This is a genomic window from Cyclobacterium sp. L-R (assembly GCF_056859355.1).
Genome location: NZ_JBSXOH010000087.1, coordinates 1 through 13,702, shown reverse-complemented (window position 1 = coordinate 13,702; position 13,702 = coordinate 1). Strand labels below are relative to the sequence as shown.

8 protein-coding genes are annotated in these 13,702 nt (G+C 38.0%); 6 read left to right on the top strand and 2 right to left on the bottom strand.

Translation table 11 applies throughout. The features are described from left to right. Window positions 1-59: 59 nt before the first annotated feature. The 6 genes from AC13EX_RS17410 to AC13EX_RS17385 all read left to right on the top strand — a co-directional run bounded on the left by AC13EX_RS17410 (window position 60) and on the right by AC13EX_RS17385 (window position 10,381). Window positions 60-1,634, top strand: a complete 1,575-nt coding sequence (locus tag AC13EX_RS17410; RefSeq protein WP_482893687.1) for a solute:sodium symporter family transporter — start codon at window positions 60-62, stop codon at window positions 1,632-1,634. Between the two features lie 897 nt (window positions 1,635-2,531). Continuing rightward, entirely contained in the window at window positions 2,532-3,755 is a 1,224-nt protein-coding gene (locus AC13EX_RS17405; RefSeq protein ID WP_482893686.1) for an efflux RND transporter periplasmic adaptor subunit, read from the top strand. A 19-nt stretch (window positions 3,756-3,774) separates the two neighbouring features. Then, window positions 3,775-6,945 (top strand): efflux RND transporter permease subunit, encoded by a 3,171-nt coding sequence (locus AC13EX_RS17400; protein WP_482893685.1) that lies wholly within the window; start codon window positions 3,775-3,777, stop codon window positions 6,943-6,945. 58 nt (window positions 6,946-7,003) lie between these two features. Continuing rightward, window positions 7,004-8,455, top strand: a complete 1,452-nt coding sequence (locus AC13EX_RS17395; RefSeq protein WP_482893684.1) for a TolC family protein — start codon at window positions 7,004-7,006, stop codon at window positions 8,453-8,455. 529 nt (window positions 8,456-8,984) lie between these two features. Continuing rightward, window positions 8,985-9,560: a pentapeptide repeat-containing protein gene (locus tag AC13EX_RS17390; RefSeq protein ID WP_482893683.1), complete on the top strand. Its 576-nt coding sequence runs from the start codon at window positions 8,985-8,987 to the stop codon at window positions 9,558-9,560. A gap of 116 nt (window positions 9,561-9,676) precedes the next feature. Then, window positions 9,677-10,381 (top strand): TVP38/TMEM64 family protein, encoded by a 705-nt coding sequence (locus AC13EX_RS17385; RefSeq protein WP_482893682.1) that lies wholly within the window; start codon window positions 9,677-9,679, stop codon window positions 10,379-10,381. 187 nt (window positions 10,382-10,568) lie between these two features. On the opposite strand, the gene AC13EX_RS17380 is transcribed toward AC13EX_RS17385, so the two are convergent. Together AC13EX_RS17380 and AC13EX_RS17375 are read right to left on the bottom strand one after the other, a co-directional pair. Continuing rightward, window positions 10,569-11,885: an amidohydrolase family protein gene (locus AC13EX_RS17380; RefSeq protein ID WP_482893681.1), complete on the bottom strand. Its 1,317-nt coding sequence runs from the start codon at window positions 11,883-11,885 to the stop codon at window positions 10,569-10,571. 234 nt (window positions 11,886-12,119) lie between these two features. After that, window positions 12,120-13,406: a glycosyl hydrolase family 28 protein gene (locus AC13EX_RS17375; protein WP_482893680.1), complete on the bottom strand. Its 1,287-nt coding sequence runs from the start codon at window positions 13,404-13,406 to the stop codon at window positions 12,120-12,122. Window positions 13,407-13,702 lie beyond the last annotated feature (296 nt).

Here is a 13,702-nt window from a genome sequence, read left to right as displayed (position 1 = left end):
ATAGACCCAAACCTTGATTGCTGCCCAACTTAAGCTGGGCAGCAATCTAATTATATATTATGCTCACAGCCATTACCTTCGTAGGATTTACATTATTTGTTGCAATTTTTTCTTGGTATAAATTACGAAAGGATGACATCAGCTCCAGAGACGGGTATTTTCTTGGAGGCAGATCTTTAACAGGTGGAGTAATTGCAGGATCGATGATCCTTACCAATATTTCAACTGAACATCTTATAGGTTTAAATGGCTCTGCCTATAAAAATGGGATGATCATTATCGCCTGGGAGGTTACCAGTGCTATTGCATTGGTCATTGCTGCGCTTTACTTCCTACCCATTTACCTAAAAATGGGATTGACGACCATACCGCAATACCTGGAACAGAGATATGACAGTACCACAAAAACAATTGTGGCCTTATTATTAATGATTTCATTTGTCGTCACCTTGCTTCCTATTGTACTTTATACAGGTGCAATTAATTTGGAAAGTATTTTTAATGTCTCAGAAGTATTAAATGTCAGCAGGTCAGAAGGGATTTGGATTACGGTAGTCACAATAGGTGTAATAGGATCCATTTACGCCATTTTCGGAGGTTTAAAAGCAGTAGCGCTATCCGACTCTATCAATGCCATAGGCTTACTGATTGGAGGCTTAATGGTACCAATTCTCGCACTTTGGGATATTGGAGATGGCAATGTATTGGAGGGTATCCAAAAAGTGTATGAGTATGCACCGGAGAAATTCAATGTAATAGGCAAAGCAGATTCAGTATTGCCATTTAGCACGATCTTCACAGGGTTGATGATCAACCAATTGTATTTTTGGGGTATGAACCAGACGATCATTCAAAGGGCTTTTGGTGCCAAGAATATGGCTGAAGCCCAAAAAGGTTTGCTATATACAGGAGTGATAAAGATTTTCATACCCTTGATTATCGTACTACCAGGTATTATCGCTTATTATTATTACAGTGATCAGTATTATGACAATCAAGATTTTATTTATCCGGTTTTGTTAACCAGAATAATGCCCCTAGGCTTATTAGGCTTTTTTGCAGCTGTGGTGCTTGGGGCAATTTTAAGTACATTCAATAGTGTTTTGAATTCTGCTGCTACCATTTTCAGTCTTGACATATATAAAAAGTTATTGGACAAAAAATCCAATGACAAAAAACTGGTGCGTGTAGGTCGTTTGAGCTCTCTGGTTTTGGCTGTATTTGCAATTATGATTGCTCCTCTTGTTGGAAACGCTCCAGAAGGATTGTACCAATTGATGCAACAATTAAATGGCATCTTTTTTATCCCAATCGCATCCATTCTAATTGCCGGATTTTTCATTCCTAAGATCACCGCAAATGGAGCTAAAGTAGGTTTGATCACTGGATTGTCCTTTTATCTCTTAACTACCTTTATTTTTGAATCCGGCATTCACTTTATCCATATTTGGGCCATAGAGTTTGTGATTAACATATTGGTTATGCTTGCTGTCAGTCATTATTTTCCAGGAAAGCCAAATACCTTTGTCAAAAGGCCTCCTGTTTTGGAAATGAAGCCTTGGCGATACGCGAAACCAGTTTCCCTTGGATTATGCATTATTACGATTTTGATTTATATATGGCTGGGAAGCTAATCCCAAACCGGGAGCAAGAGTAGGGCGATTACTATCCCTACCCTTGCTCCTTCTTATATGAACCCAGCTTTAATTTTATCAAAGCCAATAGGTCTTTATACTTTTTCCTGTATACACCTTCTTGACCAATGCTTAACTTTTTTTCTTATCAAAACTGAAAGAATTAACAAGCATTTTCTACCTACAGAAAGGTCCGGAAACTCCCCTAAAAAAAATCGAAAAACATTTATTTCCAAAACAAATTTGCCCTTAATTTAGCTGAGGAGAAAGTAAGAAAAACCATTAAAATTGACGATTTAATTGTATCAAGGTAGTATTTGCTTTTGTAAGCGGTCAGCCATTCTAAAATTTTTTCTCTATTTTTGTGCTGTGAAAATTGGGAAATACAACATAGGGGCGTTTTTAAACAGGATTGTTTTAACCAATTTACTGGCTGTCTTTTTAATTAGTCTTTCTGTTGCAGAAGGAGAAAAAGCCATGTACAATTTCCCTTCACCAGAATTCGAAATTGGAATGCTGGATTATGATTATTTAGATTTCCCCACTTCTCTTACTAGAACTTTTTCAAATTATTCACCACAAAAAAACGCTTTATTACCCACTTTTTATTTGAGGGAAAATTGTTTCAAAACCCTTATAATAACAACCATAAATATCCCCAAAAGAATCTGCACATCGGTTTCTCTTGAGCAACTTAGACGAATCATCAGTTTGGTGATTTGTAATAATGCACCTTGAGAAGAAGCCAAACTTTACGGTATAATTAATTTATCGTAACAATTGTCAGAAGAACATCCCTTAATAATCCAGTAAGATCTCCTATAGAGTTTCTCATAGAAATCTTTACTCGAAAACTATACTATCACTTTATTGAAATTTTAACTTTATTCAAAAGAAATGTTGAACAAAAACCAATGGTTCAGGTCTTCCTTTTTGGAATACCGAACAGTCATCACGATGCTTTATTTGGCTGGTATTGTTTTTACTACCGTGTCTTGTAGTGAGGGTAATGGAAAAAACAAAAAGAATGCGGAAATCCTGGAAGTACCAGTCTTTACCCTTTCGCCAAAAAGTATTGAAGTTCCACAAACTTATGTTTGCGACCTCCAGGCCATTCAATTTGTTGAAGTAAGGTCTAAAGTGGAAGGTTTTGTTGAAAAAATATACGTTGATGAGGGACAAAGTGTAAAAAAGGGCCAACCATTGTTTCAATTGTCATCTGCTGAATACAATGAATTAGTAAATTCTGCAAAAGCCAAGCTAATGCAGGCAAAAGCGGAAGAGAAATCAGCCACTTTAGAGGTTGAAAGACTCAAAGTTCTTGTAGATAAAAAGATCTATTCTCAGTCAGAGTTAGAGTTGGCACAATCAAAAAAAGACATGGCCCAGTCATCCATTTTGGAGGCTGAATCAATGTTAAAAAATGCACAGGTTGGCCTATCCTATACCACTGTAAAAGCTCCTTTTGATGGAATTGTAGATAGAATTCCTTACAAAACTGGAAGTTTGGTGAAAAGTGGTGATTTACTAACCAATATTACTGACATCAGTGAAATTTTCGCTTATTACAGGATTACTGAAAATGAATACCTGGAATTTATGAGGGGTGAATTAGACAAAGGTTCAGACAATGAGCAAATGAACCAGCAAGTCAAAGAAACCCTACAAAAAGAGCAAGAAGAAATCTCTCTTATCATGTCAGATGGTGTGGTTTATCCTTATAAAGGGAAATTAGAAACCATGGAAGCGGATTTTGAACAAGGAACGGGTTCTATTGCACTAAGGGTAAGATTCCCAAATCCTGATCAATTGATCAAGCATGGTGCTAGTGGTAAAGTTCAGATGAAAAGCATGTTGCATGATGTGTTTTTAATTCCTCAAAAGTCAACATTCGAAATTCAGGAATACAATTACGTATACCTGGTCGATAGTGAAAACAAAGTAAACGTACGTAGTTTCAGACCTATGGGAAGACATGGGCTATTTTATATAGCACAGGATTTCAAACCCAATGATAAAGTTGTTTTAGAAGGTATTCAGTTATTAAAAGATGATGTTACCGTAAAAACAAACCCAGTTGGGGAAGATGAAATTTACAAATCCTTGGACCTAAACCTTTAAAGGTTAAAAATACTTACGCATGTTTGATTTATTTATAAAAAGGCCTATCCTTTCGACGGTGATCTCGATTTTGATCACCTTGCTTGGACTATTAGCGCTGTTCGGATTACCCGTAACACAATTCCCGGAAATTGTGCCCCCTTCTGTTACTGTAACTTCCCAATACCGTGGAGCGAATGCGGAAGTTATTACCAAAGCAGTTACCACGCCCTTGGAAAGAGCCATCAATGGTGTACCAGGAATGACCTATATGTCCTCTGTAAACACCAATGACGGTGTATCTGTCATTACTGTTTTCTTCAATGTAGGAACAGATCCAGACCAAGCCGCTGTAAACGTTCAAAACCGAGTAGCAACCGTAGTTGATGAACTTCCTGAGGAGGTTATTCGAGCAGGTGTAATGACAGAAAAGGAAGTCAACTCCATGTTGCTTTACCTTAACCTTATCACCTCCGACACCTCACAAGACGAGAAATTTGTATACAATTTTGCTGATATAAACATCCTTTCTGAATTAAAAAGGATTGATGGAGTAGGTAGAGCTGAAATTATGGGAAATAGGGATTATGCCATGCGAATATGGTTAAATCCTGACAGAATGGTGGCTTACAACCTAACTCCCCAAGACATCAGTGCAGCTATACAAAGTCAAAACGTAGAGGCCGCACCAGGGAAATCAGGGATTAGCTCAGACAGAGACCCGCAAGCACTTCAGTATGTATTGAAATACACTGGTAAATTCAACCAAAAAGAGGATTATGAAAATATCACCCTTAAAGCACTTCCTGACGGTTCGTTATTGAAAATTCGAGATGTTGCTGAGGTAGAATTTGATTCAGAAGATTACAATATGGTATCCATGACGGATGGTCAGCCTTCTGCCTCCATCATGATCAAACAAAGACCAGGCTCCAATGCTAGAGAGGTAATCCAGAATATTAAGGATAAAATGGCTGAATTGCAGGTATCGTCATTTCCTCCAGGCATGTCCTATAATATCTCCTATGATGTATCTCGATTCCTAGATGCTTCAATATCCGAGGTGGTAAAAACATTAATTGAGGCCTTTTTATTGGTATCCTTTGTCGTTTTCATCTTCCTTCAGGATTGGAGATCTACACTTATTCCTGCCATAGCCGTACCAGTTTCACTGGTTGGAACATTCTTTTTCATGAGTTTATTTGGCTTTTCGATCAATATGCTCACCCTGTTTGCGATGGTATTGGCTATAGGTATTGTGGTGGATAATGCCATTGTGGTGGTGGAAGCCGTTCACGTGAAAATGCATGATGAAGGCCTAAATGCCCAAGATGCAACCTTTGCTGCTATGAAGGAGATTGGAGGCGCTATTATCGCTATTACCTTGGTAATGTCGGCTGTATTCGTTCCTGTTAGTTTTCTATCAGGTCCGGTAGGTATATTCTACAGGCAGTTTTCACTTACACTAGCCATCGCTATTGTGATTTCAGGTATTAACGCCCTTACATTATCTCCAGCCTTGTGTAGTATACTCTTGAAGCCAGTTCATCATGAAGGCAAAAAGAATATATTGAGCAGGTTTTTCGTCAAATTCAACGAAAAATATGACGGTTTCTCAGGTAAATATGCCAAGTTAATTGGTAAAACGGCTGGGCGTAAGTCATTAACCTTTGGTGTTTTAATCTTGTTTTTTGCTCTCACTTATGGTATGACATTCATACTTCCTTCAGGGTTTATTCCAAATGAGGATCAAGGCATGATTTACGTAAATGTGACCACACCTCCAGGTTCTACTATGGACAGAACCCAGCAAATAATGGACGATGTACAGGCTTCAATTCTTCCTTTTGACGAAGTGGAGACCATATCGACCCTTGCTGGTTACAGTCTACTTACCGAAACTGCCGGTGCCTCCTATGGTATGGGCATGATCAACCTTGTTGGGTGGGATGACCGTGAAGAGAATGTAAATGACCTTATCGTCAAATACCAGGAAAGGACAGCTCATATTACTGGAGCATCCATTCAGTTTTTTGCACCACCTCCAGTTCCGGGATTTGGTAATGCATCAGGTTTTGAATTGCAGATGCAAGACAGAACCGGCGGGGATTTGGCATTTACTGCCTCCACAGTAGAGGATTTCCTTAACGAAGTAAGGGCACGGCCTGAGATTCAGGAGGTATTTACCAACTTTGATCCATCCTTCCCTCAGTATATTCTAAGAGTAGACCACGACAAAGCTGCAAAACTAGGTGTGGATATTCGAGAGTCCATGGAAACGCTTCAAAGTTTTATCGGTAGTTATTACAGTTCCAATTTCATCCAGTTTGGCCAAATGTATAAGGTAATGCTTCAAGCTTCTCCGGAATTTAGAACTAATCCGGAATCCTTGCTGAAAATGTACACCAAAAACAACACTGGTGAGATGGTCCCTTATTCCAACTTTGTAAACTTGGAAAGGATTTATGGACCAGAACAACTAACGCGTTATAACATGTTTATCTCTGCCATGATCAATGGGGATGCCGCTCCAGGTTATTCAAGTGGAGATGCCATTAAAGCAGTGGAAGAAACAGCCATCGCAACACTACCTAGAGGTTTTAACATTGACTGGTCTGGAATTACAAGGGAACAAATAGCATCTGGAAATCAAGCGGTTTACATCTTCCTGATCTGTTTGGTATTCGTTTACTTGTTGCTAGCTGCACAGTATGAAAGTTACCTCCTACCCCTTCCGGTAATATTGTCATTGCCTGCAGGTATATTTGGTTCCTTTCTCCTATTGCAACTTACAGGATTAGAAAACAATATATATGCTCAAGTATCTCTAGTAATGCTTATAGGCTTGCTCGGTAAAAATGCCATCTTGATCATTGAGATTGCCGTTCAATCCAGAGAAAAAGGTATGGGAATTCTTGAATCAGGAGTTCATGCTGCTGTAGAAAGATTACGTCCAATTTTAATGACCTCCTTTGCCTTCATTAGTGGTCTTATACCACTTGCCTTGGCCAGTGGAGCTGGAGCGATTGGTAACCGAACCATTGGTACGGCAGCAGCAGGAGGTATGTTCATTGGTACTTTTGTAGGGATTATATTGATCCCAGGTTTGTATGTGGCTTTTGAATCACTTTCGGCTTATCTTAATAAGAAGCCTGATAAAGCCCCTGTTACCGAAAAGGTGATCAATTCTACTGATCTTAAAACATCCTAAGGAAGAAGTGATGGCAGGAAAAATCCTCCTGCTATCACTTTTAAAACTGAACAAAATCATGAGCAAAAATTCATACCAATATATCGTTTTTATCGTCTTGGTGATAAGCAGCATTTCAGCTTGCAAGGTTCAAAAACCCTCCTTAGAGGATATAAAAGCACCGCCAACGAGTTATCAAGGTACCCAACTAAATGGGGACAGCACAAATTTGGCTATGGCAAAATGGCAAGCCTTTTTTGACGATGAGCATTTAAATAATCTAATTCAAAAGGGATTAGATAACAACCAGGATGTAGCGAAAACTTTAGCGAATATCAGGATTGCAAGAGCAGCATTAACTCGAGCAAAAATGGGCCAATTACCTGAGTTAAATTTGACAGCAGGAGCAAGTGTCAGAAAGTTTGGGGATTACACCATGGATGGAGTTGGAAATGATGACACCAACATCTCTCCTAGTGTACCTGAGGACAAAAAAATCCCTACCCCTTATAAGGATTTTATGGTAGGTGCAGAGTTCAATTGGGAGCTTGACATCTGGGGTAAATTAAATATGCGCAAAAAACAAGCTTTATCTGAATACATGTCTTCTGTAGAAATGGGTAACCTGGCGCGTACATGGCTAATTGCTGAAATAGCCAAAAACTATTACAACATTATAGGGCTGGATGAAGAAATCGAAACTTTATTGTCCAATATTGCTTTCCAGGAACAAGCTTTTGAACTTGGTAAAAGCCTGAAAAATGCTGGTAAAGAAAGTCAATTGTCCATTGATCAATTTGAAGCATTGATGTTGAATTCTAAGGGCATACTAGTAAGAAAAAGAAGGGAGTTAAAACAAGCAGAATTAAACCTTTCTTACCTTATTGGTACTTACCCTGAAAATATTCAAAGGGAATCATTGTCAGAGGTCAATGTATTGCCTCAAGCATTGGAGATAGGGCTACCATCTACCCTTCTAATCATGCGCCCAGATATAAGGGCGGCTGAGCAAACTTTGCAGGCAAATAACCTAGAGGTAGGTATTGCTCGAACGGCATTTTTCCCGACATTCAACCTTTATGGAATGGCCGGATACAATGCTTTTGAGTTTAGTAAACTGTTCTTAAATCCGGCATCTACAATATACCAACTTGGCGGAGGCTTGGTAGCTCCAGTATTCAATAGAAGCAGGATCAAAGCTGCCTATGAAACGGCCAAAGCCCGACAGAAGGTAGCTTTGTATGATTATGAACAAACTGTTTTGGGTGGATACTTGGAAGTTTTGGGACTGGTGAATGAGTACCAAACCTTGAAAGAGGAACTTTCATTAAAAACCGATGAGGTACTGGTCCAAAGAAGATCTGTAGATAATGCCAACACCATGTTTAAAGTAGGTTATGCAGATTATTTGGATGTGATCAATAGCCAATCCAATTCACTTGCCTCTGAGCTTGATTATATTGAATTGAAAATTCAGCAATTACAAAGTATTGTGAGCCTATACAGAGCCTTAGGTGGTGGATGGGAATAAAATGTTCCATTCTTCATACATAGAATAACCCATCTATAAAAATCCCAATGGCAAGAATAGCCATTGGGATTTTTTTTTGTAATCTGATACTACTTCAATTAAACCCGAAATATGCAATAAACAATCTATTACGTGCTGAAATCACTTCAAAATCAGCCACTTCGTTGTTGTTTTCAATTTCACCATAGCGGTGCTATGCTAAAATATCCAAACAGCCTGATTTTCTTGCGATTGCAACACTTATCACGAATCCTATTACTTAATCCGGGTTAAAAATAAAAGGTCAATAAAGATTTCCTCCTCGTTATAGCATCACAGAGTAAGAGAAATATCCAAAATGTTTAACTCTTTGGAATTACCTATATTTCTTAAAACTGTTCCTATTAAGCAATTACATAATCGATGTCATTATCTAAAGGGAACACTGTTTAAAGCTGATTTTTTTAATGAAAATTATGGCGTAATTTCGACCTTCATTCTAGATGTCCCAAGTACCTACCGAACCAAATACCATTATAAAATTAAGTTTATGGAAGTTGAATTATTTCAGAAAAAGCATTTTGATCAAATCAATTATTCAGACAGCCGAATGCCTGGTGAAGCTTACGAAAAATGTAAATTCACAAGCTGCAACTTTACCAATAGCGACTTAAGTAGAATAGAATTTATTGACTGCCAATTTTTCGAATGCAACTTTTCGCTTACCAAAATTGATGATGCCGCTTTTAAGAATACTGGATTTAACCAATGTAAAATCATGGGCATCGATTTCGGGAAATGTGATGACTTTCTATTTATAGCCTCTTTTTTAGGTTGTAACCTGGACTATTCCATTTTTCATGGTAAAAACTTAAAAAAATTTAAATTCGATCATTGTTCTTTAAAGGATGTTGATTTTTCAAATGCAGATCTGACGCTAGCAATTTTTGATAGTTGTGATTTACTGGCGGCCTCTTTCTTTGATACTATCTTGGAAAAGGCCGATTTCAGAACATCTTATAATTACAGCCTTGACCCTGAAAATAACAACATCAAAAAAGCAAAATTCTCTGTAACTGGACTTCCTGGGCTATTGTCTAAATACAATTTGGATGTAGAATATTAATAGCAAAAACCTTCCAGCATTTTTCTAGAAACAATGGGTTTTACAAGTTTGCTTTCGGCATAATTTTAGTGCAGTATTTAAAATACTATTTTATATCTTATTATTTAAGAACTTCAATGTCGAATAAAAAAGTAAACCTGTTGCCCTATGTCTTTTCATTTTTATTCCTGGGGACACTTTTCAGTTTGTATTTTCTTAATTCATCAGTACAGCAGTTCTTTAATGAAGCCTGGGAGGTTCTTAGTAGCAATGATGAACAAAAGATTTCAGATTGGGTAAGCCAGTTTGACGTTTGGGGGCCACTGATAATAGTCGGTGCCATGGTTCTCCAAATGTTTATGTTTATCATACCCTCATTTCTTTTAATGGTCGTCACCATTATAGCTTATGGTCCATGGTTAGGTTCCGGAATCATATTGGTAGCTATTTTCACGGCCTCAAGCATCGGTTATGGTGTTGGAGTGAACTTTGGAACGCCCGTCATACAACGTATACTTGGTGAAAAGACTGAGAAAAAAATAACTGGATTCTTAGAAGATTATGGTTTCTGGGCAATCATTGTAACAAGAGTATCCCCCTTTTTATCCAATGATGCAATCAGTATCATTGCAGGTATGCTTCGTATGGGATACTGGAGATTTATTGCCTCCACTATGCTAGGGATTTTACCATTGACGGTCATCATAGCTATTCTGGGTGAGAACAACGAGAGAATGAAAAGTGGGCTAATTTGGGTAGGCGCAATAAGCTTAGTAGGTTTTATCGCCTATGTGTGGTGGGATAGAAAGAGGAGTAAGAAAAGCAGAACAAACGATCAATGATAGTACTCAATAACTCAAAACAGGCAATTCACAACTTAAAGCACAGAAACCACATTCCAATAAAAGGAAATTAACAATTGGCTTCTAATTCGCATAGAATTTCTATGAAGGCATAAAAAAAACCCTACACAGTAAACTATGCAGGGTTTTTGACTTAATTCCTATATCCTTTTTAGGGAAATTAGGCTTAATTGTTATCTACCCATTCACCGTTAAGCATAACTTTATTGATTGAATACATAACTTTTATGTCTTCCAAAGGGTTGCCATCTACCAAAATCAAATCCGCCAATTTACCTTCTTCTATACTTCCCAACCTATCCTGAGTACGAAAATATTCTGCATTGATAATCGTACTGCTAGAGATAACTTCTAAAGGGCTTAGACCAGCGGCAACCAACAATTCCATCTCTCTTTGATAAGCAAAGCCAGATTTTACATATTTACCGGTATTGTGAGAACCAGTAACTATTTTCACCCCTGCCTTATGTGCCATGCCAACAAAATCATGCATGTTTTTAAATCCTTTTGCTTCATAGTCTTTCACTCCATCATCACCAAATTGCTTTTCAAATGTGGCAAGAGTCGGTGACAATACTACATTGTTATTCGCAGCCAAAGCAAGCACCTCTTTCACTCGGTCAGAAGACAAATCTATTTTTGACCACAACTGATACCTTCCGGCCCTCCGATTATTGCTGTCTTCCTGAACTGAATTCCTGAATTCTTCTGCATCTTTTGGATCAGCTATAGAAGTACCAAAAGAAGTGACATGTTCAATTCCTTTTAAACCTGCTAAAATTGCATCGTCAGCATCTACCAATTCCAAGTGGGCCACTACAGGTATCTTATGAAAATCAGCTGTTTTAACCACTGTTTCTATGTACTTTAAAGGAAGTCTAAAATAAATTTTTATCCCGGATGCTCCATTCTCAACATACTCCCCAATTTGGGACCTGATATGATCTGCATCTTTCACTAAAGTGGCCTGTTGAACATATACTCCCGGGTAACCATCAAGGTGTGCACCGGTCACATAAACTCTGGGCATTTGGGTAGTAGAAAAATGCTGTGCCTGATAAAACCTGATGGGATGGCCGGGATCTCTCATGGTAGTTACACCATTTTTTAAAAGTGTACTTAAAGACTTATTGTTATTGGCACTATGAAAATGTGAATCTACTAGGCCCGGAAGTAGACTCATTCCTTTACCATCTGTAACTTCTGCACCAGCAGGTATTTTTATTTGGCTCTTAGGTCCTACTTCAATGATCCTATTCCCCTTGATCACAACCGTGGAATTCTCCATAGCAGGCCCACCTAGTCCATCAATCAGGCGAACACCCACAATTGCGCTTACCTTATCATTGGAAGGACCATTAGGTGGATTTATCTCCAATAAGGAAGGGTTGGCCTCATTTTGAGAAAAAACCTTACCTGTGAAGAGCATGAGACCGAGGCAAATCAACATTACCAGAGATCTAGAATCTTTAATTACAGTCATTTTGTATGTTATTTTGTGATATTTATCTATTAACCTTTTCTATTGGATTATAAAAATTTTGGCTAAAAGCCAAATAGTTTACGTTACCAAAATCTTTCAAGAAACTTAAGCATAAACAACAATCCAAACTTGATTATTGAAAAACCCCTTCCTAAAATACCATTAGCTTCTAAAGCTAAGTTGTTATTTTTATTTATTGAAATTTTAGTATAGGAATTAAAGCACATTAATTTATTATTTCACTTTGATCCAATTATTTTGGGTGACATTTGAAGTAGCCAAAGAGTCGATTTCGTAAAGCGTGGCAGTAGCATTTTCACCGGAGTACATTCCATTCATAAAATGGCAATCTGCTACTTGTGCTTGAATTCTAACAAGGGATTGACCATTTCCTATAATGTTCATGGCATGGATAGTATTAATTTTTCCTGGCAGAGATTCCTCACCATATCCCCTACCTCCAATGAGGATGGCATCATGACGACCCTCGTTGGCTTTAAAAACCACTCCATTGATATAAACATGGTGAATTCCGGCCTGATCACTAGCCCTAATAGCAATGGCGCGATACCTGTTTTCACAGGAAATATTGGTGATCACTACCTGTTCTATATCATCTTCTGGTCCATACCACCTACTGGCTGTGACCATACTGTCGGTAATGTCCCCACTTTTTTTGTCTCTGTCTGGGGCTGTGTCAAGGTTAGAAAGGGCAATAAAATCATCTCCCGTCATGCCAGAAATATTGTTTATTCTGAAATTCTTACAGCCTTGCCGTAAGTTTATCCCATCCTTATTGGCCACCATCATTTTATGTCCATTGACAGTGACAAATTCCTCATTGAAAATGGTTAGGTCAGATAGTTCGGCACCTATAGTGCGCTCAAAACTTATGGTCCAGCCATGGGTGTTTTCAAACCTTATATTTTTAATAGTAAAGTTTTTTACATAGCCGATTAACATCATTATGTTTCTCCAGTCGCCTTTTTGTTTCATCTCAGGGTTACCCGCATCTGTGCCATAGCTAACTCTCCAATTTCCTTTATCCTGCTCTTCCTTTGGATTCAGTGTCAGTATTCTTGCTCCGTCTCCAGTAGACCTAGGATTGCTTGCCCCCTTCAAAATGGCTTTCCCTATCCCATATATATTTATATTTTCATTCCATTCAGGGTTAGTTATTCCTAATCCCACGTTATCGGATCTAAACATATTGTCTCTGCTGGAATTTGATAGTTGAAGGGTACAATTGTCTAAAATTAGCGTGAGATTGCTTGGTAATAAAATGGCACTATCGATCATCCAGACATTGGTACCATTGTTATTGATCTTAGGTATACGAACTAAATTCGAAGTGTTTTTGGCTTTTTGAATGGCCTGTAAAATCCGCTCTGTATCTGTTCCATCGAAGTCATTGGGGTTGACTGATGCCTGCCCAGTCATTGCAAAGACATTAGCAGGTTTTATTAATATTAAGTTTACGAAAAAGACACTTATTACAAACGCAATTAAATACTTGGGCATAAGGAGTTTAAATCTATATGGATTAATCTTCACAACTGTTTATTTAGGCAATTGTAAAAATAACTAAAACATGAATTTATCGAATAATTGTAAGTAAATTCAATATTATAACCATTTTAAACTCGAATTATGTAATAGGATTCGTGATAGCCTGTCCCGTGTTTACGGGAAGTGTTGCAATCGCAAGAAAATCAGGCTGTTTGGAGATTTTAGCATAGCACCGCTATGGTGAAATTGAAAACAGCAACGAAGTGGCTGATTTTGAAGCGATTTCAGCACGTAATAGATTGTCTATT

Excerpts from the sequence above, each read along its gene's own strand:
- AC13EX_RS17410 (WP_482893687.1), top strand. The coding sequence starts at position 60 with ATGCTCACAGCCATTACCTTCGTAGGATTTACATTATTTGTTGCAATT.
- AC13EX_RS17405 (WP_482893686.1), top strand. The coding sequence starts at position 2,532 with ATGTTGAACAAAAACCAATGGTTCAGGTCTTCCTTTTTGGAATACCGA.
- AC13EX_RS17400 (WP_482893685.1), top strand. The coding sequence starts at position 3,775 with ATGTTTGATTTATTTATAAAAAGGCCTATCCTTTCGACGGTGATCTCG.
- AC13EX_RS17395 (WP_482893684.1), top strand. The coding sequence starts at position 7,004 with ATGAGCAAAAATTCATACCAATATATCGTTTTTATCGTCTTGGTGATA.
- AC13EX_RS17390 (WP_482893683.1), top strand. The coding sequence starts at position 8,985 with ATGGAAGTTGAATTATTTCAGAAAAAGCATTTTGATCAAATCAATTAT.
- AC13EX_RS17385 (WP_482893682.1), top strand. The coding sequence starts at position 9,677 with ATGTCGAATAAAAAAGTAAACCTGTTGCCCTATGTCTTTTCATTTTTA.
- AC13EX_RS17380 (WP_482893681.1), bottom strand. The coding sequence starts at position 11,885 with ATGACTGTAATTAAAGATTCTAGATCTCTGGTAATGTTGATTTGCCTC.
- AC13EX_RS17375 (WP_482893680.1), bottom strand. The coding sequence starts at position 13,406 with ATGCCCAAGTATTTAATTGCGTTTGTAATAAGTGTCTTTTTCGTAAAC.